Source organism: Nocardia sp. NPDC059764, assembly GCF_042732555.1.
In the GTDB taxonomy this organism is placed as follows: Bacteria; Actinomycetota; Actinomycetes; order Mycobacteriales; family Mycobacteriaceae; genus Nocardia.
Genome location: NZ_JBHWHH010000004.1, coordinates 1 through 26,494 on the forward strand (window position 1 = coordinate 1; position 26,494 = coordinate 26,494).

2 protein-coding genes (1 of these 2 cut by a window edge) are annotated in these 26,494 nt (G+C 72.6%); both read left to right on the forward strand.

What is annotated here, in order from left to right; translation table 11 throughout:
• Nucleotides 1-59 precede the first annotated feature (59 nt).
• Nucleotides 60-8,132: an amino acid adenylation domain-containing protein gene (locus tag ACFV4K_RS01410; RefSeq protein WP_379271119.1), complete on the forward strand. Its 8,073-nt coding sequence runs from the start codon at nucleotides 60-62 to the stop codon at nucleotides 8,130-8,132.
• A protein-coding gene (locus ACFV4K_RS01415; protein WP_379271120.1) for a non-ribosomal peptide synthase/polyketide synthase crosses the window boundary here: on the forward strand, nucleotides 8,132-26,494 show its 5' portion. It continues 669 nt past the right edge of the window; the window shows 18,363 of its 19,032 coding nt (coding positions 1-18,363); it begins with the start codon at nucleotides 8,132-8,134; the stop codon falls past the right edge of the window. Before ACFV4K_RS01410 ends, ACFV4K_RS01415 begins: the two co-directional genes overlap by 1 nt.

Consider the following 26,494-nt stretch of genomic DNA (forward strand, 5'->3'; position numbering starts at 1 on the left):
CCCGCTCCCCCGCCGCCGCGCGCGGGGTCGGCCCCGGCGCGGCGGCGGACAACATCCCCATGGTGCTGCGGGTGACCGGCCCGCTGGCCGCGGCCGCCCTGCACGCCGCGCTGCGGGATGTGGTGGCGCGCCACGAGACCCTGCGCACCGTCTACCCCGACGGGCCGGACGGTCCCGTGCAGCGGGTGCTGGCGGAGGGCGATGCCCGCCTGGTCACCGCCCCGATCACCGCGGACGAACTGACCGCCCGGGTGGCCGAGGTCGTCGCCCGCCCGTTCGACCTGACCACCGAAACCCCGGTGCGCGCGGCCGTTTTCAGCCTGTCGCCCACCGATCACGTGCTGGTGCTGGTGGTCCACCACATCAGCTCGGACGGTTTCTCGATGGGCCCGCTGGCCGCGGACTTCATGACCGCCTACCAGGCCCACCGCGCCGGTGTGGCGCCCGCCTGGGCCCCGCTGCCGGTGCAGTACGCCGACTACACCCTGTGGCAGGCCGAGCGCCGCGGTGACGAGACCGATCCGGATTCGCTCGCGCACCGGCAGCTGGCGTTCTGGCGGCAGCGCCTGTCCGGGCTGCCCGAGCAGCTGGAGCTGCCCGCGGACCGCCCGCGTCCGGCGGTGGCCTCGCTGCGCGGCGGCACCCACCGCATGAGCGTGGACGCCGAATTGCACGGCGGCCTGGTCGATCTGGCGCGCGCCCACGACACCACCCTGTTCAGCACCGTGCACGCGGCGCTGGCCGTGCTGCTGGCCCGGATCTCGGGCAGCACCGACATCGCGATCGGCACCCCGGTCGCGGGCCGCGGCGAGCAGCAGCTCGACGCCCTGGTCGGCATGTTCGTCAACACCCTGGTGCTGCGCAGCGAGATCGATCCGCGCGCCGGCTTCGACACCGTGCTGAACGCGGTGCGCGCCGACGACATCGCGGCCCTCTCGCACGCCGAGGTGCCCTTCGAGCGCCTGGTCGAGGTGCTGTCCCCGGCCCGCTCGCAGGCCCGCCACCCGCTGTTCCAGGTGGCGCTGACCTTCCACAACTACGCGCTGCCCGCGGTGGAACTGCCGGAGCTGACGGTGCGCCCGGAGGCCCTGGACGCCGGGGTGTCGAAGTTCGATCTCCAGTTCACCGTGCTCGAGCAGCACGGCCCGGACGGCCGCCCGAACGGCATGGACATCGAGATCAGCTACGCCAGTGAGCTGTTCGACGCCGACACCATCGCCGCCCTCGCCGGTCGCTTCGACCGGGTGCTGGCGTCGGTGGCCGCCGACGACACCGTGGTGGTCGGCGACATCCCGCTGCTGACCATCGAGGAGAGCGCCCGCGTCCTGCACGAGTGGGCCGGCACCGGACCCGACATCGCCGAATTCACCACGCTGGCGGACCGTTTCGCCACCGCGGCGGCCATCGACCCGGCCGCCCCGGCGGTGCGCTCCGGCGACGTCACGCTCAGCTACGCCGAGCTCGACGCCCGCTCCAACCGCCTGGCCCGCTGCCTGATCGCGGCCGGCGTCGGACCGGAATCCCTGGTGGCCGTGGCCCTGCCGCGCACCGAGGAGCTGGCGGTGGCGCTGCTGGCCGTGGTCAAGGCGGGCGGCGGCTACCTGCCGATCGACCCCAACTACCCGGCCGACCGCATCGAGTACGTGATCGACGACGCCCGCCCGGTGTGCGCCATCAGCAGCGGTGCGGCCCAGCTGCCCGCCGGCTGGTTCGGCGGCCCGGTGGTCTGCCTCGACACCATCGACCTGGACGGCTACGACGCCGCCCCGGTCACCGACCGCGACCGGCGCGCCCCGCTGCGCCCGGCCGACACCGCCTACGTCATCTACACCTCGGGCTCCACCGGCCGCCCCAAGGGCGTGGTGATCCCGCACCGCAATGTGATCCGGCTGTTCGACAATGCCCAGGGCCACTACGGTTTCGGGCCCGGCGACGTGTGGACCATGTTCCACTCCTACGCCTTCGACTTCTCGGTGTGGGAGCTGTGGGGCGCGCTGCTGTACGGCGGCAGCGTCGTGGTGGTCGACTACTTCACCTCGCGGTCGCCGCAGCAGTTCCGGGAACTGCTGTCCACCGCGGGCGTGACCGTGCTCAACCAGACCCCGTCGGCCTTCTACCAGCTGATCACCGCCGACGCCGAGAGCGACTCCGAGCTCGCGCTGCGCTACGTGATCTTCGGCGGCGAAGCGCTGGAGCCGCAGCGGCTCTCGGGCTGGTTCGCCCGGCACCCGCAGGGCCCGGCCCTGATCAACATGTACGGCATCACCGAGACCACGGTGCACGTGTCCTACCGCCCGATCACCCCGGACACCGGTTCGGCCAGCGTGATCGGCGGCGCGCTCCCGGGTCTGACCGTGCGCGTGCTGGATTCGCGGCTGCGCCCGGTCCCGGTCGGCGTCCCCGGCGAGATCTACGTCTCCGGCGGTCAGCTGGCGCGCGGCTACCTGAACCGCGCGGCGCTCACCTCGGGCCGCTTCGTGGCCGATCCGTACGGCGCTCCCGGCGAATCCGCCTACCGCACCGGCGATCTGGCGCGTTGGACCGCCACCGGCGACCTCGAGTACCTGGGCCGCATCGACCAGCAGGTGAACCTGCACGGCTTCCGCGTGGAGCTGGGCGAGATCGAGGCGGCGCTGCTGCTGGATCCGGCGGTGCGCGAGGCCGCGGTCATCGTGCGCCACGACGAGGCCGCCGAGGTCTCCCGCATCATCGGCTACGTGGTGCCCGCGGCCGGTTCCGTGGTGTCCACCACCGACCTGCGCACCGCCCTGGCCCGGGAACTGCCTGAGCACATGGTCCCCGCCGCCGTGGTGGTCGTGGACCGGATCCCGTTGACCGTCAACGGCAAACTGGATCGCGCGGCGCTGCCCGCACCGGTCTTCGAGGGCACCGAGTACCGCCAGCCCGCCACCGTGGCCGAGGAACTCATCGCCAACGTGTACGCGGACCTGCTGGGCATCGAGCGGGTCGGCGCGGACGACGACTTCTTCGCCCTGGGCGGCAGCTCGCTGCTCGCGGCCAAGGCGGTCGCCCGCATCGGCGCGCTGTTCGACACCACCGTCGGCGTGCGCGCGCTGTTCGAGGCTCCGACCGTGACGGCGCTGGCCGCGCGGGTGCAGGCCGAGGCCGAGGGTCCGAAGCGGCCGGTGCTGGCCGCGGGCGCCCGTCCCGAGCACCTGCCGCTCTCGCCCGCCCAGCAGCGCATGTGGTTCCTGAACCGCTTCGACCGCTCGTCGACGGCCTACAACATCCCGGTGGCGTTGCGCCTGACCGGCGAGCTGGACGCCCCGGCGCTGGAGGCCGCGTTCGCGGCGGTGATCGAACGCCACGAGACCCTGCGCACCGTCTACCCGGAGCTGGCCGCGGGCCCCGCGCAGGTGATCCTGCCCGCCGCGGAGGTGATCTCGGAGCTCAAGCCGGTCGACCTCACCGAGGCCGAACTGGTCGGCAAGGTCACCGAGTTCGCCACGACCACCTTCGACGTGACGGTGGACGTGCCGGTGCGGGTGCTGCTGCTGCGCATCGTGGACGCCGACGGCGTGCCGACCGGTGATCACGTGCTCGCCGGTGTGCTGCACCACATCTCGGCCGACGGCTCCTCGGTGGTGCCGTTCGTGCGCGACCTGATGATCGCCTACAACGCCTGCCTGGGCGGCGCCAGGCCGTCCTGGACGCCGCTGGTCGTGCAGTACGCCGACTACGCGCTGTGGCAGCGCGCGCTGCTGGGCTCGGAGGACGATCCGGAGTCGGTGGCCGCGGGCCAGCTCGCCTACTGGCGCGAGACCCTGGCCGGGCTGCCCGATCAGCTGGACCTGCCCGCCGACCACCCGCGTCCGGCGCGACAGAGCCTGCGCGGCAGCTATATCCGGCTCCCGCTGGACGCCGAGCTGCATGCCGGCCTGACCGAACTGGGCCGCCGCCACGGCGCGACCCTGTTCATGGTGGTGCACGCGGCCTGGGCCGCCCTGCTGTCGCGGCTGTCGGGCACCTCCGACATCGCGGTCGGCACCCCGATCGCGGGCCGCGGCGACGCCGCCCTCGACGACGTGATCGGCATGTTCGTCAACACCCTGGTGCTGCGCACCGGAACCGATGGCGCCGAGCCGTTCACCGATCTGCTGGCCCGGGTCCGCACCGGCGACATCGCCGCCTTCGGCAATGCCGACGTGCCGTTCGAGCGCCTGGTCGAGGTGCTGAACCCGGCCCGGTCCACCGCCCGGCACCCGCTGGTCCAGGTGGGCCTGTCCTTCCAGAACCACGAGCGCGCGAGCCTCGAGCTGCCCGGTCTGACCGTGTCGGAGGTCGAATTCGACACCCACGTCGCGCAATTCGATCTGCACCTGTTCGCGGTGGACCACTACGCCGAGTCCGGCGCGCCCGCCGGTCTGGAGCTGACCCTCGGCTACGCCCACGACCTGTTCACCGAGGCCACCGCGCAGCGCTTCACCGCCGCGCTGGCCCGGCTGCTGGAAACCGTGGTGGCGCAGCCGGAGACGGCCATCGGCGATGTCGATCTGCTGGGCGCGGGCCTGCGTCAGCGCATCCTGCACGACTGGAACGCCACCGCGCGCCAGCTGGCCCCGGCCACCCTGGCCGACCTGGTGGACGAGCGGGCGGCCGTCGCCCCCGGCGCGGTCGCGCTGCTGGACGGCGCCGGAACCTCGCTCACCTACGGCGAATTCGACGCCCGGGTGAACCGCCTGGCGCGTCGCCTGATCGCCGCGGGCGTCGGCCCGGAGACCGGCGTGGTGCTGGCCATGCGCCGCGGCATCGACCTCGTGGTCGCCATGTACGCGGTGGTGAAGGCGGGCGGCGCGTACGTGCCGATCGACCCCGACCACCCGGCCGACCGCATCGCCTACATCGTCGAGACCGCCGCTCCCGCGGTGGTTCTCACCACCTCGGCGGACGGCGTGCCGTTCACCACCGAGGCGCCGGTGTTCGAGGTGGACCGGCTCGACCTGTCCGCGCTGTCCGCCGCCCCGGTCACCGACGCCGAGCGGGTGCGCCCGCTGCGCGAGCAGCACCCGGCCTACGTCATCTTCACCTCCGGCTCGACCGGCCTGCCCAAGGGCGTGGCGGTGCCGCACGCGGCCATCGTCAACCAGTTGCGCTGGCTGCGGGCCACATTCGAGCTGGGCGCGGGCGACCGCGCGCTGCTGAAGACCCCCGCCACCTTCGACCTGTCGGTCTGGGAGTTCTGGTCCACCCTGACCACCGGCGGCAGCCTGCTGGTCTCGGCCGCGGGCGAGGAGCGCGATCCGGACCGCCTGCGCGCCCTGATCGAGGGCCACGGCGTCACCGTCCTGCACCCGGTGCCCTCCCTGCTGGGCATGCTGCTGGCCGGCGGCCCGCTGCCCGAATCGGTGCGCGCGGTGCTGGCCATCGGTGAGGCGCTGCCCGCCGCCACGGCCGCCGAGTTCCTCGACCACCACGCCGAGAACGGTTCCGGCGCACGGCTGTTCAACCTGTACGGCCCGACCGAGGCGGCCGTCTCGATCACCGCCTTCGAGGTGACCGAGCGCCACCGGCAGGCCGTGCCGATCGGCTCGCCCGCCTGGAACAGCCGCGCGTACGTGCTCGACGCCCGGCTCTCGCCGGTCCCGGTCGGCGTGCCCGGCGAGCTGTACCTGTCGGGTGCGCAGCTGGCCCGCGGCTACTTCGGCCGCCCGGCCCTGACCGCCGACCGCTTCGTGGCCGACCCGTTCGCGGGCGGCCGCATGTACCGCACCGGCGACATCGTCCGCTGGCGTGAGGACGGGGCGCTCGAGTACATCGATCGCGCCGACTTCCAGGTCAAGATCGGCGGTTTCCGGATCGAGCTCGGTGAGGTCGAGACCGCGCTGCGCCGCCAGCCCGGCGTCACCGCCGCGGTCGCCGTCGCCCGCACCGCGGGTGACGCGGGATCGCGCCTGGTCGCCTACGCCGCGGTGCCCGGCACCGCCGACGAGAACCGCGACGAGGTGTCGGCCGCGCTGCGCGCCGCCCTGGGCGCGGAGCTGCCGAAGTACATGGTCCCGGCCGCGCTCGTGATCCTGGACGCCCTGCCGCTGAACGCCAACGGCAAGGTGGACCGGGCCCGGCTGCCGGAGCCGGTCTTCGCGGTCGCGGCCTACCGCGAGCCGACCACGGCCGTCGAGCAGGCGGTCGCGGCGGGCTTCGCCGAGGTGATCGGCGCGGCCGAGGACGTCCTCATCGGCCTGGACACCGACTTCTTCGCCCTCGGCGGCAACTCGCTGATGGCGACCCGCCTGGCCGCCCGGCTCGGCGCGGATCTCGGTGTGCGGGTGCCGGTCTCGGCCCTGTTCGAGGCGCCGACCGTGGACGGCCTGGCGACCTGGATCGCCACCGCCGACCACGCCGACGCGCTGCCGCCGCTGGTGCGCCGCACCGACGCGGGCCCGGCCCCGCTGTCGCTGGCGCAGCAGCGGATGTGGGTGCTCAACCGCCTGCAGCCGGAGTCGGGCGCCTACAACGTGCCGACCGCCATCCGGCTCACCGGACATCTCGATCGGGCCGCGCTGACGGCGGCCCTGCGGGATGTGCTGGAGCGCCACGAGATCCTGCGCACCCGCTACCCCGAGGTGGACGGCGAGGCCGTGCAGGTGGTGCTGGAGATCGGCGAGCTCGACGGTGAGCTGACCCCGGTTCCGGTGTCGGAGAACGACCTCCAGGCCGCGCTGGTCGAGGTGGCCGCGGCGGGCTTCGATGTGACCCTGGCCCCGCCGGTGCGGGTCGTGCTGTTCGAACTGGCTCCGGACGAGCACGTCCTCATGGTGGTGCTGCACCACATCAGCGCCGACGGCTACTCGGTGCTGCCCATGACCCGGGACCTGGTGCTGGCGTACACCTCCCGTACGTCCGGCGCCGCTCCCGCCTGGACCCCCCTCGAGGTCCAGTACGGCGATTACGCCGCCTGGCAGCGCACTGTGCTCGGCTCCGACGCCGATCCGCAGAGCCTGCTCTCGCGCCAGCTGGCCTTCTGGGTGGACGAACTGTCCTCCGCCCCGGACCAGCTGGAGCTGCCCACCGACCGGCCCCGGCCGGCGCGGCGGGAAATGCTGGGCAAGACGATCGATTTCGCGGTGGACTCCGACACCGTCGAACGACTGTCGACCCTGGCCCGCGCGCACGGCGCCACCCTGTTCGGGGTCGTGCACGCCGCCTTCACCGTGTTGCTGGCCAAACTGTCCGGCCAGCGCGACATCTCGATCGGCGTTCCCGTCGCCGGTCGCGGTGAGCGGGCACTGGACGACCTGATCGGCATGTTCGTCAACACCGTGGTGCTGCGCACCGAGGTGGACGGAAAACTGACCTTCACCGACCTGCTGAAGCAGGTGCGCGATCGCGATCTGGCCGCGTTCGACCACGGTGACGTCCCGTTCGAGCGGGTGGTGGAGGCCGTGCTGGCCGCCACCGGCCGGGGCCGTTCGGCCTCGGTGAACCCGTTGTTCCAGGTGGCCTTCGCCTTCCAGAACATGGCCCCGGTGTCGGTCGAACTGCCCGGGCTGACCGTGGCGGCGCTCGAACCCGAGCTGATCGAGGCCAAGTTCGACCTCCAGCTCACCGGCATCGAGCAGCACGACGCGGCCGGGAAGGTGACCGGCCTGGACATGCGATTCGGGTACGCGACAGACATTTTCGAGGCCGACTCCGTGCGTCTGCTGGCTCAGCGCCTGGGGACGGTCCTCGACACCGTCGTCGCGAACCCGGACGTGTCCTTGCGCGCCATCGACATCCGGACCGAGGCGGAGCGCACGCGCCGCCCCGGCGCCGGTGCTCCGAAGGCCGAATCGGTCGCACCGCAGCAGCATTCCTCCACCTCTGCCGCGGCCGACCTGCCGACCCTGATCGCCGCCGCCGCGGCCGCCGCTCCCGCGGCGGTCGCCGTCACGCACGGCGAGCACACGGTGACGTACCGGGATCTCGCCGAGAAGATCGCCGTCACCGCCCGCGCCATGGGCGCCGCCGCGAAGCCGGAGGCGCTGGTCAACGTGGCACTCGCCGGGCTGGTGCCCGGCATTCTGGCCGCCCTCGGCGCGGCCGGACTCCGTCAGGTCCTGAGCACGCTCACCGCGGACGCGCAGGCCCTGGTCCTCAGCACGGAAAGCACGTCGGAAGGAAGCCTCTGATGCACTACGCAGAGTCGATCGCCACCAACCGGACCGGACGGGTCACGGCCTTGCGCCGGGCCTACGGCGTGGGCGACCTACCATGTCTGATCGCCGTCGTGGCCGAGCTGGACGCCGACCGCGTCGCGCTGCGCTACGCGGGCGACACCGTCGCCTACGGTGTCCTGGCCGCCGAGATCGCCATGCTGAGCGAGGCCATGGGCGGCGCGCTCGAGCCCGAGGCGCTGATCCAGGTGGTGGTCTCCGGCCAGCTGCCCGGCCTCATGGACGGCGAGGCCGGCGGCCTGACCGCGGCGCTCGAAGCCCTGGTCGACGACGCCGTGCTCGCGGCGTCCGATGTCCTGGACCCCAAGCTGGCCCCGGTCGAGACGCTCAGCACCCAGTTCCGGGCGCAGGTCCAGCGCACCCCGGACGCCATCGCCGTGGACTACGAGGGCGAGACCCTCACCTACGCCGAATTCGCCACGCGCGTCACCGTTCTCGCGCGCCACCTGCGCACCCTGGGCGTCGGTCCGGACGTGCTGGTGGGCCTGGCGGTGCGCCGCTCCTTCGAACTGCTGGTCGGCATGTTCGCCATCCTGGAGGCGGGCGGCGCGTACGTGCCGATCGATCCGGACCACCCGGCCGAGCGCACCTCCTACGTGCTCGAGGTGGCCAAGCCCGCCGTCGTGCTCACCACCACCGCCGACCACCCGCCGTTCGAGATCGCCGCGCCGGTGCTGCGCATCGACGAATTCGAGGACAACGCACGGGAACTGGGCATCAACGGCGACCGGCTGCTGTCCCCGGCCGACGACCCGGAGCTGTCCCAGCCGGGCCCGGACAATCTGGCCTACGTCATCTTCACCTCCGGCTCCACCGGCCGCCCCAAGGGCGTGGCCATTCCGCACCGCGCGGTGATCGCCTTCCTGCGCTGGCAGCAGCGGCAGTTCCGGATCACCGACCAGGACGCGCTGCTGTTCAAGACCTCCACCACCTTCGACGCCTCGGTGTGGGAGATCTTCTGGCCCCTGACCACCGGCGCGCGGATCGCGATGACCCGCCCCGACGGTCACCTGGACCCGGCCTACCTGGTGCGGGTGATCCGCGAATCCCGGGTCACCACCGCGTTCTTCGTGACCTCCATGCTGGCCGCGCTGGTGGGCGAGGTGATGCGCAGCGGCGAGGAGATGCCCGACTCGCTGCGCTACCTGCTCACCGGTGGCGAGACCGTCCCCGTCGGAACCGCCGCTGACTTCCGCAGCGTCAGTGGCGCGACCCTCTTCGACGTGTACGGCCCGACCGAGTCCACCGTGCTGGCCACCTCGCACGAGGTCACCGCCGCCGACGTCGACTCCATCCCGATCGGCAGCCCCGGCGACGACGTGGAAGTGCTGGTCCTGGACGAGGATCTGCGTCCCGTGCCGGTCGGCGTGGTCGGCGAGCTCTACATCGCCGGCCCGCAGCTGGCCCGCGGCTACGCCGGTCGCTCCGGCCTGACCGCCGAGCGTTTCGTGGCCAACCCGGAAGGTCCCGCCGGCGATCGCATGTACCGCACCGGCGACCTGGTGCGCTGGGTGTCCAACCCCGACAACGGCCCCGACGAGCTGGAATACGTGGGCCGCAGCGACTTCCAGGTGAAGATGCGCGGTCTGCGCATCGAGCTCGGCGAGGTCGAGACCGCGCTGCGCCGCGACGCCGCCGTCGCGCAGGCGGCGGTGCTCATGCACACCCGCGCCGACGGCGAGCAGAACCTGGTCGGCTACGTGGTGGCCGCCGACGGACACGAGATCGACAGTGCCGCCGTGCTTTCCACCGCGCGCACCCACGTGCCCGAGTACATGGTGCCGTCGCTGCTGGTGCCGATGGAGCGGCTGCCGCTCAATGTGAACGGCAAGGTGGACCGCCGGGCGCTGCCCGAACCGGACTTCGCCGACGCCGTCACCGCCTACCGCGCCCCGGAGACCGCCGCGGAGGAGGCGGTCGCGGCCATCTTCGCCGACCTGCTCGACCTCGAGGTGGTCGGCGCGGACGACGACTTCTTCACCATCGGCGGCAACTCCCTGATCGCCACCCGTGCCATCGCCCGCATCCGCGAGACCCTCGGCGTCACCGTGGACGTGCGCGACTTCTTCGAGCGGCCGACGGTGTCCGCGCTGGCCGCGCTGGGCGACAATCCGGGCCCGGCCCGGCCGCCGCTGACCGCGGGCCCGCGCCCGGACCACATCCCGCTCTCGCCCGCCCAGCAGCGCATGTGGTTCCTCAACCACTACGCGCGCAGCGAATACGATCCGGCCGCCGACGAATTCGATCCGGCCGCGGTGGACAACATGCCGTTCGCGCTGCGGCTGCGCGGCGACCTCGACACCGCGGCGCTGGCGGCCGCCTTCGCCGATGTGGTGGAGCGCCACGAGTCGCTGCGCACCTACTACCCGGCCGCCGAGCAGGGCCCGGCCCAGATGGTGCTGCCCGCCGCCGCGGTCGACCTGACCCCGCGCGACGTGCCCGAGGACCAGCTGGTCGGCACCGTACTGGGTTTGGCCGCACAGGGTTTCGACGTCACCGCCGAGGTGCCGCTGCGGGCCCGGCTGCTGCGCTCGGGCCCCGGCGACCACACCCTGGTCGTGGTGGCCCACCACATCGCCGCCGACGGCGCCTCCATCGGCCCGCTGGTGCGCGACCTGGTGCTGGCCTACGTGGCCCGCCAGGCCGGGCAGCGCCCGCAGTTCGCGCCGCTGGCCGTGCAGTACGCCGACTACGCGCTGTGGCAGCGCGCCTGGATGGGCGACGAGTCCGACCCGGACTCGGTGTCCGCCCGCCAGATCTCCTTCTGGACGGACGAACTCGCCGAGCTGCCCGCCCAGCTGGACCTGCCCGCCGACCGCCCACGACCCGCCGCCTCCAGCGGCCGCGGCGCGACCTTCGAGACCGTGCTGGCCGCCGACCTGCGGGCCGCGGTGGACAAGCTGGCCGCCGCGCACCGCGCCACCCCGTTCATGGTGCTGCACGCCGCGCTGGCCGCCGTGCTGGCCCGGCTGTCCAACACCACCGACATCGCCATCGGCACCCCGGTGGCCGGACGCGGCGATCAGGCCCTCGACGACCTGGTCGGCATGTTCGTCAACACCCTGGTGCTGCGCACCGAGGTCCGCGGCGCGGACTCCTTCGGCGACCTCATCGCCCATGTGCGCGACCGCGATCTGCGCGCCTTCGCCCACCGCGACGTGCCGTTCGAGCGTCTGGTCGAGGTGCTCAACCCGCCGCGCGCCCGCAACCGCCACCCGTTGTTCCAGGTGGCCCTGTTCATGCAGAACCTGGGCGAGCTGACCGCCGGGCTGCCCGGCCTCACGGCCGAGGAACTGGACTTCGATCCGGGCATCGCCAAGTTCGACCTGCAGCTCACGGTGAACACCGCCGGTGACGGCTACCGGGTCGAATACACTTACGCCACCGACCTTTTCGACGACCACACGGTGCGCGAGCTGGCCGCCAAGTTCACCCGTCTGCTGACCGCCGTCACCGCGGACGCCACCGTCGCCGTCGGCGATATCGAACTGCTCGACGCCGGGGAGTACGACTACGTCACCTCCAGCTGGAACGCCACCGGCGCCCGCGTCCCGGATCTGTTCCTGCACCAGGGTTTCGACTCCCAGGTCGCGCGCACCCCGAAGAACCGCGCGCTGGTCTTCGGCGACACCGAGCTGACCTACACGGAGTTCTCCGAGCGGGCCAACCGCCTGGCGCGGCACCTCATCGCCGCCGGTGTCGGCCCGGAATCGCTGGTCGTGCTGGCCATGGCGCGCTCGGTGGAACTGGTCGTGGCCATGTACGCCGTGCTGCGCGCGGGCGGCGCCTACGTGCCGGTCGACCCCGCGCACCCGGCCGAGCGGATCGGCCACATCCTGGCCACCGCGGGCCCGCACTCGGTGCTCACCACCCGCCGTGATGGTTTCACGCTGCCCGCGACCATCGGCGTGCCCCTGCACCACCTCGACGAACTGAACCTCGAGGACTACTCCGCCGCCAAGATCGGCGACAAGGAGCGGCACGGGGTCCTGCACCCCGACCACCCCGCCTACGTGCTGTTCACCTCCGGCTCCACCGGCAAGCCCAAGGGCGTCGCGATCACCCACCGCGCCATCGCCAACCAGCTGGCCTGGATGCAGGCCGAGTACGGCGTCCGCGCCCAGGACGTCTACCTGCAGAAGACCGCCACCACCTTCGACGTCTCGCTGTGGGGCTACTTCCTGCCGCTGCGCGCGGGCGCGACCCTGGTGGTCGCCACCCCCGACGGCCACCGCGACCCGCGCTACATCGCGGAAACCATTGCCCGGCATCAGGTCACGCTGACCGACTTCGTGCCGTCCATGCTGTCGGTGTTCGCCGCGCACGCCGAGGCGGGCGAACTCGACTCGCTGCGCGACATCTTCGTCATCGGCGAGGCGCTGCCGCCCGAGACCGTGACCGCCTTCTGGGCGGTCAGCGACGCCGGCGTGCACAACCTGTACGGCCCCACCGAGGCCGCGGTGTCCATCACCTTCCGGGAGGCGCACCGCTCCGACACCCTCGCCGTCCCGATCGGCGAGCCGGAGTGGAACTCCCAGGTGTTCGTGCTGGATTCGCGTCTGCACCCGGTCGCCATCGGCGTGCCGGGCGAGCTGTACCTGGCCGGCGCCCAGCTGGCCCGCGGCTACCACAGCCGCTTCGACCTGACCTCGGATCGGTTCGTGGCCAACCCCTTCGGCCGGCCAGGCGAGCGCATGTACCGCACCGGCGACCTGGTGAAGTGGACCGAGGACGGCGAGCTGGTCTACCTCGAGCGCCTCGACTTCCAGATCAAGTTCCGCGGCCAGCGCATCGAACTGGCCGAGATCGAGAGCGCCCTGCTGCTGGCCCCCGAGGTGGCCCAGGCCGCGGTGCGCCTGGTCGGCGCCGACTCCGGCGACTTCCTGGCCGGATACGTGGTGCCCGCCCCCGGCGTCGAACTGGACCCGGAGACCCTGCGCGAGGGCCTGACCCGGGTGCTGCCGCCCTACATGGTGCCCACCGCCCTGATGGCGCTGCCCGAACTGCCGCTCAACTCCAGCGGCAAGCTGGACCGCAAGGCGCTGCCCGTTCCGCAGTTGCGCGCCAAGGCCTTCCGTGAGCCGGTCGACCCGGCCCAGCGCCTGGTGGCGGCCGTGTTCGCCGAGGTGCTGAACGCCGAGCGCGCCGGTCTCGACGACGACTTCTTCGCCCTGGGCGGCAGCTCCCTGGACGCCGCCCGGGTCACCTCCCGCATCGGCGCCGAGCTCGGCTCCCGGGTGCCGGTGCGCCTGCTGTTCGAGTTCTCCACCGTCGAGGGCCTGGCCGCCGCGCTGGTGGCCGCGAACCCCGATGCCGCCCGGCCGGTGCTGGCCGCGCGTCCGCGCCCGGAGCGCATTCCGCTCTCGCCCGCCCAGCAGCGCCTGTGGTTCCTCAACCGCATCGAGGCCGAGGACGGCGAGCACAGCGTCTACAACCTGCCGATCGTGCTGCGCCTGCGCGGCACCCTGGACATCGCCGCCCTCGAGCAGGCCACCCTGGACGTGCTGGCCCGCCACGAGTCGCTGCGCACCAGCTACCCGGACTCGGAAGCCGGTCCGTACCAGCAGATCCTGGACATCGCCGACATCGGCCTGAGCCTGAGCCCGGTGCCGGTCACCGCGGCCGAGGTGACCGGGGCGATCACCGCCTTCGCCACCGCCGGATTCGACGTCACCGCCGAACTGCCCTCCCGCATCGCGCTGTTCGTCCTCGACGACGAGGCCGCCGCGGAGACCGAGTACGTGCTGGCCGTGGTCGTGCACCACATCGCCGCCGACGCGCTGTCGCTGCAGCCCCTCATCGGCGACCTGATGCGCTCCTACCTGGCCCGGGTCGCGGGCCAGGAGCCCGGCTGGGAACCGCTGGCCGTGCAGTACGCCGACTACAGCCTCTGGCAGCACGAACTGCTCGGCGACGCCGAGGTCCCCGGCACCGTCGCCCACCAGCAGATCGAGTTCTGGCGCGAGACCCTGGCCGGCCTGCCGCCGCAGCTCGCCCTGCCGGCCGACCGCCCCCGCCCCGCCGTGGCCACCAATGCCGGTGCGGCCGTGCCGTTCTCGGTCGACGAGACCGTGGCCGCCGGACTGCGCGAGCTGGCGCGCGCGCACGGCGTCACCCTGTTCATGGTCGTGCACGCCGCCTTCGCGGCCCTGCTGGCCCGTGCCTCCGGCACCGCCGACATCCCGGTCGCCTCCCCGATCGGCGGCCGCGGCGAACGCGAACTCGACGCCCTCATCGGCATGTTCGTCAACACCCTGGTGCTGCGCACCCAGGTCGAGGCCGACCGGAGCTTCGCCGATCTGCTGGGCACGGTGCGCACCGCCGACCTGGCCGCCTTCGGCCACGCCGAACTGCCCTTCGAGCGCATCGTGGACGTGCTGGCCGTGGACCGCGCCACCGGCGCGCCGCCGTTGGCCCAGGTCATGCTGTCGTTCAACGACGCCCGGATGAGCGGCGGCACGGGCGCCTTCGAGCTGCCCGAACTGGCCGTCACCCCCGTCGAGATCGACGACCCCACAGTCAAGTTCGACCTGCACCTGGTCGTCGGCGAACTCGGCGAGCAGTCCGGTCTGACCGGCAACCTGCGCTACGCCACCGAGATGTTCGACGCCGCCACCGCGGCCTCGCTCACCGAGCAGTTCGGCCGCCTGCTGGCCGCCGTGGCCGCCGACGCCTCCGTCCTGGTCGGCGACATCGACCTGCTCGGCGAGGCCGAGCGCGACCTGGTCGTGCGCGGCTGGAACGACACCGCCTTCGACGTGGACGCCGCGCTGGGCCTGACCCCGGGCGCCGCCGCGGACGCCAAGACCCTGATCTCGCTGTTCGAGGACCAGGTCGCCCGCACCCCCGACGCGATCGCCGTCACCTTCGAGCACGCCGATACCTCCCAACCGGCTACCAGTCTGTCCTACGCCGAGTTCGCGGGCCGCGTCCGCCAGCTCGCGCGCTGGCTGATCAGCGAGGGCGTCGGCCCGGAATCGCTGGTCGCACTGGGCATGCGGCGCTCTCTGGACCTGGTGATCGGCATGTACGCGGTGTCCGCCGCCGGCGCCGGTTACCTGCCCCTGGACCCCGACCACCCGGCCGACCGCCTCGAGTACATCCTCGAGACCGCCGACCCGGTGACCGTGCTGACCTCCGGCGCGGACCTGCCGCTCGACACCGCCCAGGTGCGCATCGACCTGCTCGACCTGACCGGCATCGCCGACGCGCCGATCACCGACGCGGATCGCATTGCCCCGCTGCGGGATTCCAACACCGCGTACGTCATCTTCACCTCCGGCTCCACCGGCCGCCCCAAGGGCGTCGCGGTCAGCCACGCCGCGATCGTCAACCGCCTGGTCTGGGGCCGGTCGGCGCACGGCCTGACCGCCGCCGACGTGGTGCTGCAGAAGACCCCGATGACCTTCGACGTGTCGGTCCCGGAGTTCTTCCTGCCCTTGCAGATCGGCGCGCGCCTGGTGATCGCCAAGCCCGAGGGCCACAGCGATCCGGTGTACCTCGCCGAACTCATCGCCCGCGAGGGCATCACGGCCGCGCACTTCGTGCCGTCCATGATGACCGTCTTCGTCGCCGAGGAGGCCGCCGCGCGCTGCAGCTCGCTGCGGATCGTCTTCGCCTCCGGTGAGGCGCTGTCCTCGAAGCCCGCGCACCGGCTGCGCGAGCTGACCGGCGCGGAACTGCACAACCTCTACGGCCCGACCGAGGCCGCGGTCGAGGTGGCCTATCACCAGGTCACCGATGCCGACGTGGACGCCGTGCCGATCGGCCGGCCCACCTTCAACACCGAGCTCTATGTGCTGGACGCGCGCCTGCACCCGGTCCCGGTGGGCGTCGCGGGCGAGCTGTACCTCGCCGGTGACCAGCTGGCGGTCGGCTACGTGGCCCGCCCGGGCCTGACCGCGGATCGCTTCGTGGCCAACCCGTTCGGCGGGTCGGAGCGCATGTACCGCACCGGTGACCTGGTCAAGTGGAACCGGGACGGTGAGCTGGAGTACCTGGGCCGCACCGACTTCCAGGTGAAGCTGCGCGGTCTGCGCATCGAGCTGGGGGAGATCGAGGCCGCGCTGACCGCGCACCCCGAGGTCGCCCAGTCCGTGGTCGTGGTGCACGGCTCCGGCGCCGACGCGCAGCTGGTCGGCTACCTGGTGCCCGCGGCGGGTGCGGAGATCTCGGTGGCGGCGCTGAAAGCCGAACTGGCACAGCGACTACCGGTCTACATGGTGCCCGCCGTCCTGATGAGCCTGGACTCCTTCCCGGTCAACAGCTCCGGCAAGCTGGACCGCGGCGCGCTGCCCGCCCCGGCCGCCGCCACCACCGCCTTCCGCGCAGCCACCGGCCCCGAGGAGCGGATCGTCGCGGAGGTCTTCGCCTCTCTGCTCGGCGCGGCCCGGGTCGGCGCGGACGACGACTTCTTCTCCCTCGGCGGCAACTCGCTCATCGCCACCCAGCTGGTGGCGCGCTTGGGCAAGGCCGCGGGCGTGCGGATTCCGCTGCGCGCGGTGTTCGAGGACGCCACCGTCGCGGGCCTGGCCGCCAAGATCCGCGCGGCCGACGCCGAGACGCTGGTCGAGCTGCCGCCCGTGGTCGCGCAGGAACGCGGCGACCACATCCCGCTGTCCATCGCCCAGCAGCGGCTGTGGTTCCTCAACCGCTTCGACATTCGCGACGGCTACACCATTCCGTTCGCGCTGCGCCTCACCGGCGCGCTGAACATCGAGGCCCTGCGCGCGGCCGTGTCCGACGTGGTGGACCGTCACGAGACCCTGCGCACCATCTACCCCGAGCATGACGGCCAGGCGAGCCAGCTCATCCTGCCCACCGGCACCCGCCTGATCGACCTGGTCCCCGAGTCCGTCACCGCCGCGGAACTGCCCGGACTGGTGGAATCGGTGGCGCGCACCGCCTTCGACGTGACCGCCGAGGTGCCGTTCCGCATCCGGCTGCTCGAACTCGCCGACGAGCCGGGCGTCCACCTGCTGGTCCTGGTGGTGCACCACATCGCCGCCGACGGCTGGTCCTTCGGCCCGCTCACCCGCGACATCGCCACCGCCTACGTGGCGCGTTGCGCCGGTGAGGTCCCCAACCTGGCGCCGCTGCCGGTGCAGTACGCCGACTTCGCGCTGTGGCAGCGCGCCGCCCTCGGCGGCCCCGAAGACCCGGAATCCATACTGGCCCAGCAGCTCACGCACTGGACCCGCCGCCTGCACGGCGTCCCGGACGTGCTGCCCCTGCCCACCGACCGTCCCCGTCCCGCCGTGGCCAGCGGCCGCGGCGCGGGCTTCAGCGGCCGCTTCGACGCCGAATTGCACTCGGCCGTCCTGGCTTTCGCGGCCGAGCGCCGGGTCACCCCGTTCATGGTGCTGCACACCGCGCTGTCGGTGACGCTGGCCCGCCTGTCCGGCACCGCCGACATCGTGATCGGCACCCCGGTCGCGGGCCGCGGCGACGAGGCCCTCGACGACCTGGTCGGCATGTTCGTCAACACCCTGGTGCTGCGCACCGAGGTACGCCCGGACGCCGCCCTGGCCGAGCTGCTCACCCAGGTCCGCGACACCGACCTGACCGCCTTCGACCACGCCGTGGTGCCGTTCGAGATGCTGGTCGAAGCGGTGAATCCGGTGCGCTCCCAGGCGCACGCGCCGCTGGCCCAGGTGACGCTGACCCTGCAGAACCACGCCCGGCCCAGCATCAAGCTGAACCGCCTGGCCATCGAGGTGCTCACCGTGGACGCCACCGCCACCCAGTTCGATCTGGACTGGACGCTGGCCGAGACCACCGGCGCCGACGGCGCGCCCGGCGGCATCGACGTCTACATCACCTACGCCACCGACCTTTTCGACGCCGCCACCATCGGCGGCTTCCAGGAGACCTTCGAACGCGTGCTGCGGGCGCTGCTCGCCGATCCCCGCGTCGCCGCCGGTGACGTGGAGATCATGTCGCGCGCCGAACGCGGTGCGCTGCTGGTGGATCGCAATGCCACCACCCGGCCGCTGCCGGTCGAGACCCTGGCCGAACTGCTCGACGCGCGGGCCGCGCTGGATCCCGACGTGGACGCGCTGGTCTTCGAGGGCGAGCGGGTCGGCTACGCGGACCTGGCCCGGCGCGTGAACCGCCTGGGCCGCCTGCTGATCGCGCAGGGCGTCGGCCCGGACGCGATCGTCGGCGTCACCGCCCAGCGGTCGGTCGACATGGTGGTCGCGCTGTACGCGGTGGTGGCCGCCGGCGCCGCCTACGTGCCGGTCGACCCCTCCCATCCGGCCGACCGCATCGCGCATGTGCTCGGCACTTCGGACAGCACCCTGGTGCTGACCGTCGGCGGGGCCACGCTGCCCGAACTCGCGGGCGTGCGCGTGCTCGACCTCACCGCGCTGGCGGAATCCGCTGCGCTGGAGGAGTTCTCGGACGCGCCGATCACCGACGCGGACCGGCTCGGCGTCCTGCATCCGGACAACCTCGCCTACGTGCTGTACACCTCCGGCTCCACCGGCCTGCCCAAGGGCGTGGCCACCAGCCACCGCGCCATCATGAACCAGCTGCGCTGGCTCGAGGAGCGCTACGGCGTCACCCGCGAGGACAGCATCATGCAGCGGGCACCGCTGGCCTTCGACGTCTCGGTGTGGGAGTGCTTCCTGCCCGCCATGGTCGGTGCGCCCCTGGTGATTCCGCGTCCGGGCCCGCTGGACCTGGACTACCTGGCCGACCTGATGCGCGAATTCGGCGTCACCATCGCCGAACACGTGCCGTCGGTGCTGGCCGCGCTGATCGCCGAGGGCCACGGCGACGCCCTGAAGTCGTTCCGCCACCTGCACACCGGTGGCGAGGCGCTGCCCGTCGAACTGCTCGGCCGGCTGCGTGAGCTGGTCGGCGGTTCGGTGCACAACGCCTACGGTCCGACCGAGGCCGCGATCTCGACCATCTACCACGAGTTCTCCGACGCCGACCCGGATTTCGAGGTCGCCATCGGCCGCCCGAACTGGAACACCCGCGCCTACGTGCTCGACGCCCGCATGCGCCCGGTGCCGATGGGCGTCATCGGCGAGCTCTACCTGGCCGGCGCCCAGCTGGCCCGCGGCTATCAGGGCCGCGGCGCGCTCACCGCCGACCGGTTCGTGGCCGACCCGTTCGGCGTGCCCGGCGCGCGCATGTACCGCACCGGCGACCTGGTGCGCTGGAATCGGTCCGGCGACCTGGTCTACATGGGCCGCAACGACTTCCAGATCAAGCTGCGCGGTCAGCGCATCGAGCTCGGCGAGATCGAGGCCGCCCTGCTGTCCGCGCCCGGCGTGGCCAACGCGGTGGTGCTGCTGGCCCAGGACACCACCGGGGCGGACTGCCTGGTCGGCTACGTGTCCGGCGAGCAGCTCGACGCCGAGGCGGTGCTGGCCCACGCGCGCACCCAGCTGCCCTCGTACATGGTGCCCGCCCACGTGGCGGTGCTGGACACGATGCCGCTCACCACCGTCGGCAAGCTGGACCGGGCGGCCCTGCCCGCCATCGAGTTCACCGCGACCACCGTCGCCTTCCGGGCGCCCGCGCCCGGCGCGGAGGCCACCCTGGCCGCTCTCGCCGGGGACCTGCTCGGCGGCGTCACCCTCGGCGCGGACGACGACTTCTTCGCTCGCGGCGGCAACTCGCTGCTCGGTATGCGCCTGATCGCCCGCGCCAACGCGGCTCTCGGCGTGGAGCTCAGCGTGCGTCAGCTGTTCGAGGCCCCGACGGTCGCGGGCCTGGCCGCGCTGGCCACCGCGGCGGGCACCGGCCTGGCGCTGCGGCGCATGATCCGGCCGGAGCGAATCCCGTTGTCCCCGGTGCAGACCCGCATGTGGCTGCTCAACCGGCTGGACCCAGAATCCGCGGCCTACAACCTGCCCTCGGCGGTCCGGATCACCGGCGAGATCGACACCAGCGTCCTGCTGGCGGCCTTCGGTGACGTCGTCACCCGTCACGAGGCGCTGCGCACCATCTACCCGTCGGACGCGGACGGCGTCGGCTACCAGCTGATCCTGCCCGCCGAGACCGCGCCGCTCCCGCTCGAGATCCACACTGGCGCGAACGCCGTCGACCCGGCCTGGATCGCGGCCTTCGCGAACACCGGATTCGACGTCACCACCACCGTGCCGATCCGCGCCGCGCTGCTGCGCGAATCCGAGGACAGCCATGTGCTGGTCGTGGTGCAGCACCACATCGCGGGCGACGGCCAGTCGATGAACCCGCTGCTGCGCGACACCGTCACCGCCTACCTGTCCCGGGCGGCCGGACACGCGCCGGAGTGGACCGACCTGCCCGTGCAGTACGCCGACTTCGCGCTCTGGCAGCGGGCCACCCTCGAGCTCATCGGGGACCGCGAACTCGCGTTCTGGACCGAGACGCTGCGCGACCTGCCCGAGGAACTGTCCCTGCCCACCGACCGGCCCCGCCCGGAGGTGGCGTCCGGCCGCGGCGCGTACCTGCACACCAAGGTCGACGGCGAGCTGGCCGCCGCGATCAAGCGAATCGCGGAGGCGCACAACGTCACCCCGTTCATGGTGTGGCACGCCGCGCTGGCGCTGCTGCTGGCCCGCCTGTCGGCGAGCACCGACATCGCCATCGGCACCCCGATCGAGGGCCGCGGCAATGCCGCCCTCGACGACCTGGTCGGCATGTTCGTCAACACCCTGGTGCTGCGGACCCAGCCCGAGCTCGGCCGCGGTTTCGACGCGCTGCTGGCGCAGACCCGCGACGCCGACCTGGCCGCGTTCGACCACGCGACCGTGCCCTTCGATCAGGTCGTGGACGCGCTCGGGGTGTCCCGCACCCAGGCGCGGAACCCGCTGTTCACCGTGGCCCTGGCGTACATGAACCTGGACACCCCGACCTACTCGGCGCCCGGCCTGACCCTGGCCGGCGTCGACTACGAGGCCCCGGTGTCCCGCTTCGACCTCCAGGTCACCGTCTCCGACGAGCCGGACGCCGAGGGGCGGCTGGCGCTCGAATGGAACTACGCCACCGACCTTTTCGATGCCGGGACCATCGCGTCCTTCGCCGAACGCCTGGAGCGCGTGCTGCGCGCCGTGGCCGCCGACGCGACCGCGCCGATCGGTGACATCGAGCTGATGGAGGCGGCCGAGCGCCGCGATGTGCTCGAGCTGTGGAGCGATCCGGGCGCGGGCATCGGCGAGACCGGCGACACCATCACGAGCCTGTTCGAGAACGCGGTGGCACGCCACCCCGAGCGGATCGCCGTCGGTTTCGGCGACGAGCAGCTCACCTACGCCGAACTGGATCGGCGCGCGAACATGCTGGCGCGCAGGCTGATCAGCCAGGGCGCGGGCCCGGAATCCCTGGTCGCGGTGCTGCTGCCGCGCACCGCGGAGCTGGTCGTCGCCCTGCTGGCCGTGCTCAAGGCCGGCGCGGGCTACGTGCCGCTGGACCCGGCCTACCCGGCCGACCGCATCGGCTACGTGCTCGAGCACGCGAAGCCGACCAGCGTCATCACCGACTCCACCGTCGGCGTCGAACAAGCGCTGGGAGGTGCGGCGACCGCCGCGCTGAACATCATTCGCCTGGACGAGGATGCGCAGGACTGGCCGGGCACGCCGGTCACCGATGCCGACCGTCCCGCCCCGCTGCACCCGGACAACCTGGCCTACGTGCTCTACACCTCCGGCTCCACCGGCCGCCCCAAGGGCGTCGGCGTGACGCACCGGAACGTGGTGCAGCTCATGGAGAACATCGTTCCCGAGTTCGAGTTCAGCCAGGACGATGTGTGGGTTCTGTTCCACTCCTACGCCTTCGACTTCTCGGTGTGGGAGCTGTGGGGCCCGCTCTTCCACGGCGGCAAGGTCGTGGTGGTCGACTTCCTGCTCTCGCGCTCCCCGGAGCAGTTCCTCGAACTGCTCAGCCGGGAGCGGGTCACCGTGCTCAACCAGACCCCCTCGGCCTTCTACCAGCTCGACGAGGCGGACCGCCTCGCGGCGGCGGCCGGCACCGCGCACGACTTGTCGCTGCGATACCTGATCCTCGCCGGTGAGGCCCTGGAACTGCGCCGCCTCTCGGATTGGGTCGCCCGCCGCGGCGACGCCGAGCCGCGCCTGGTGAACATCTACGGCATCACCGAGACCACGGTGCACGTCACCCACCGGTCCCTGGACGCCGGAACCATCGCCGCCGCAACCGGTTCGGTGATCGGTGAGGCCATCCGCGGGCTGCGCACCTACGTGCTCGACGAGCGCCTGCGCCCGGTACCGGTCGGCGTCTCCGGCGAGCTCTACGTGGCCGGTGCGCAGTTGGCGCGCGGCTACATGAACCGCCCGGACCTGTCCGCGACCCGCTTCGTGGCCAGCCCCTTCGGCGCGCCGGGCGAGCGGCTCTACCGCTCCGGTGACGTGGCCCGCTGGAACCGCGACGGCGAACTCGAATACCTGGGCCGCGCCGATGATCAGGTCCAGGTGCGCGGCTTCCGCATCGAACTCGGCGAGATCGAAGCGGCCGTGCTCGCACAGCCGGGCGTCGCGCAGGCGGCGGTCATCGTGCGCGAGGACCAGCCGGGCGATCAGCGCATCGTGGCCTACCTGGTGCCGGAGGACGGCATCACGCCCGCCGTGGATGCCGTCCGCGACGGGGCCGCCGAGCGGCTGCCGTCCTACATGATCCCGTCGGCCTTCGTGGTGGTGGACGGAATCCCGTTGACCGTCAACGGCAAACTGGACCGCCGCGCCCTGCCCAAGCCCGAACTCCGCACCGCCGAGTTCGTCGCCCCGCGCACCGACGCCGAGCGCACCGTCGCCGGCATCGTGGCCGCGGTGCTGGGCATCGAGGACGCGGAGCGGGTCGGTCTGGCCGACGAGTTCTTCGCCCTCGGCGGCAACTCGCTGACCGCCACCCAGGTGGCCGTGCGGCTGTCCGCCGCGTTCGGCGCGCAGGTGCCGGTGCGCGCGGTGTTCGAGGCCCCGAACCTGGAGGCGCTGGCCGCCGCCGCGGTCGCGGCCGACCTGAACGCCGCGGTCCGCCCGCCGCTGCTTCCGCGCACCGGCGACGAGCCGGTGCCGGTATCGCCCGCGCAGCAGCGCATCTGGTTCCTCAACCGACTGGATCCGGATTCGACCGCCTACAACATCCCGCTCCCGATCCGCCTGACCGGACCGCTGGACGTGGCGGCGCTGCAGGCCGCGATCGCCGACGTGGTGGTCCGGCACGAGGTGCTGCGCACGGTCTACCCGGAGACGGCGACCGGCCCGGTGCAGGTCGTGCTGCCCGCCGCCGCGGTCGCGGAACTGCCCGCGCTGGAAGCGATTCCGGTGACCGAGGAGACCGTCGTCGCGGCGGTCACCGAACTGATCGGCCAGGGTTTCGACGTCACCGCGTCGGTGCCGCTGCGGGCCGCGCTGTACCGGCTGGCCCCCGAGGACCACGTGTTCGTGGTGGTCATGCACCACATCGCGGGTGACGGCGCCTCGCTGGCCCCGCTGGCCGGCGATGTCATGACCGCCTACGCGGCCCGCAAGTCCGGCGTCGCCCCGGCGTGGACGCCGCTGCCGGTGCAGTACTCGGACTTCGCGGTCTGGCAGCGCGATCTGCTGGGCGCCGAGGACGATCCGGATTCGCTGATCTCCCGTCAGCTGGGCTTCTGGACCGAGCGTCTGGCCGGGCTGCCCCCGCAGCTCGAGCTGCCGACCGACCGGCCGCGCCCGGTGGTGCTGGAGACCGCGGGCCGTCGCGTCGATTTCACCGTCGACGCCGAAACCCACGCCGCCCTCACCGATCTGGGCCGCGCGAACGGGGCCACCCTGTTCATGACGGTGCACGCCGCGTTCGCGACCCTGCTGTCGCGGCTCACCGGGTCGGCCGACATCGCGGTCGGCACCCCGATCGCGGGCCGCGAGGACGCCGCGCTCGACAACCTGGTCGGCATGTTCGTCAATACGCTGGTGCTGCGCACCGGCATCGACCCGGCCGAGGGCTTCGACGCGCTGCTGCGCCGGATCAAGACCGAGGACGTCGCCGCCTTCGGCAACCCGGACGTGCCGTTCGAGCGCCTGGTCGAGGTGCTGAAGCCGGAGCGCTCGACCGCGCGCCACCCGCTGGTGCAGGTCGGCTTCTCCTTCAACAACCAGCGTCCGGCCGCCTTCGACCTGGACGGGCTCACCGTCGCCGCCGTCGAATTCGACAGCGACGTCACACAGTTCGACCTGCACCTGGTCATCGTGGACAGCTACGACGCCGACGGAACTCCCGCCGGACTGACCGCCACCATGACCTACGCGACCGCCCTGTTCGACGCCGCCACCGTGGAGTCGTTCGTGCGCCGCTTCCAGCGGGTGCTCGACACGGTCATCGCCGACGCGTCGGTGCGGACCGGTGACATCGAGCTCCTCGACGCGGACGAGCGCACGCTCCTCCTCGAGGAGTGGAACGACTCGGCGGCGGTCTTCGGGGTCGAACCCGAACCCACCCTGGTCTCGCTGTTCGACGCGGCCGTGGCCGCCAACCCCTGGAACATCGCCCTGGTGGCCGAGGGCCTGGCGCTCACCTATGCCGACCTGGACGCGCGGGTGAACCGCCTGGCGCGCTTCCTCATCGAGCACGGCGTCGGCGCCCACGACACCGTGGCCCTGGCGCTGCCGCGCTCCGCCGACCTGGTGGTGGCCATCTACGCGGTGATCAAGACCGGCGCCGCCTACGTGCCCGTCGACCCGGCCCAGCCGGAGGAGCGGATCGCTCACATCCTCGACACCGCGCGGCCCGTCCTGGTGCTGACCGCCGCGGATCTCGAGCTGGACGAAGCGATTCCGGCCGTGCGACTGGACCGGCTCGAGCTCGGCGGCTACCCGTCCGAGCCGATCACCGCGCGGGAACGCCGGCACGGCCTGGTCGCGGGGAACACCGCGTACGTCATCTTCACCTCCGGCTCCACCGGCCGCCCCAAGGGCGTCGCGGTGTCGCATCAGGCGATCGTCAACCGCCTGGTGTGGATGCAGTCCGAGTACCGGCTCACCGCCGCGGACGTGGTGCTGCAGAAGACGCCCGCCACCTTCGACGTGTCGGTGTGGGAGTTCTTCTGGCCCTTGCAGGTCGGCGCACGCCTGGTGGTGGCCGCCCCCGAAGGCCATCGCGATCCGGCCTACCTGGCCCGCGTCATCGACGCCGAGGGCGTCACCACCGCGCACTTCGTGCCCTCGATGCTGGCGGCCTTCGTGGCCGAGCCGGCCGCGGCCGGATGCACCGGGCTGCGCCAGGTGTTCGCCTCCGGTGAGGCGCTGCCCGGTGGCGTGGCCCAGCGGCTGCGGGCGCTCACGGGCGCGGAGCTGCACAACCTGTACGGTCCCACCGAGGCCGCCGTCGATGTCACCTACCACCGGGTCGTCGACGCCGACGCGGACACCGTCCCGATCGGCCGCCCGGTGTTCAACACCCGGGTCTACGTGCTGGATTCGCGCCTGCGGCCGGTTCCGGCGGGTGTCGCCGGTGAGCTCTACCTGGCCGGCGACCAGCTCGCCACCGGGTACGTGGAACGCCCCGACCTGACCGCGGATCGCTTCGTGGCCAACCCGTTCGGCGGGTCGGAGCGCATGTACCGCACCGGTGACCTGGTCAAGTGGAACCGGGACGGTGAGCTGGAGTACCTGGGCCGCACCGACTTCCAGGTGAAGCTGCGCGGCCTGCGCATCGAGCTCGGCGAGGTCGAGACGGCGCTGACCGCGCTGCCCGAGATCGACCAGGCCGTGGTCGTGGTCTGGCCGGGTCAGGACAGCGGCGGCGAGCACCTGGTCGCCTACCTGGTGCCGGCGGACTCCGGCGCCCCGGACACCGACGCCGTCCGCCGCGCGCTGGCGCAGCGCCTGCCGTCGTACATGGTGCCCTCGGCCTTCGTGACCCTGGACGCCCTGCCGCTCAACACCTCCGGCAAGCTCGACCGCCGGGCGCTCCCGGCTCCCGAGTTCGCCGCCCGCGAATTCCGGGCTCCGGCAACGGAGCTGGAGACCACCGTGTGCGCCGCCTTCGCCGAGGTGCTCGGCCTCGAGCGGGTCGGCCTGGACGACAGCTTCTTCGAGCTCGGCGGCACCTCGCTGGTCGCGGCCCGGCTGGCGTCGCGACTGGGCGAACTGCTCGGCACCACGGTCCCGGTGCTGCTGCTGTTCACCGCGTTCACCCCGGGCGAGCTGGCCCGGGAACTGGAGGCGGCGAGCGGCGCCGACCCGGAGGCCGCGCTGGACGTGCTGCTGCCGCTGCGCCGCGAGGGCAGCGCGGAACCGCTGTTCTGCATCCACCCGGTCGGCGGCATCTCCTGGTCCTTCGCGGGCCTGGCCGCCCACCTGGACGCCGACCGGCCGATCTAC

Bases quoted from the DNA above. Each gene is read 5' to 3' on its own strand.
- ACFV4K_RS01410 (WP_379271119.1), top strand. From the start codon at position 60: ATGGTGCTGCGGGTGACCGGCCCGCTGGCCGCGGCCGCCCTGCACGCC.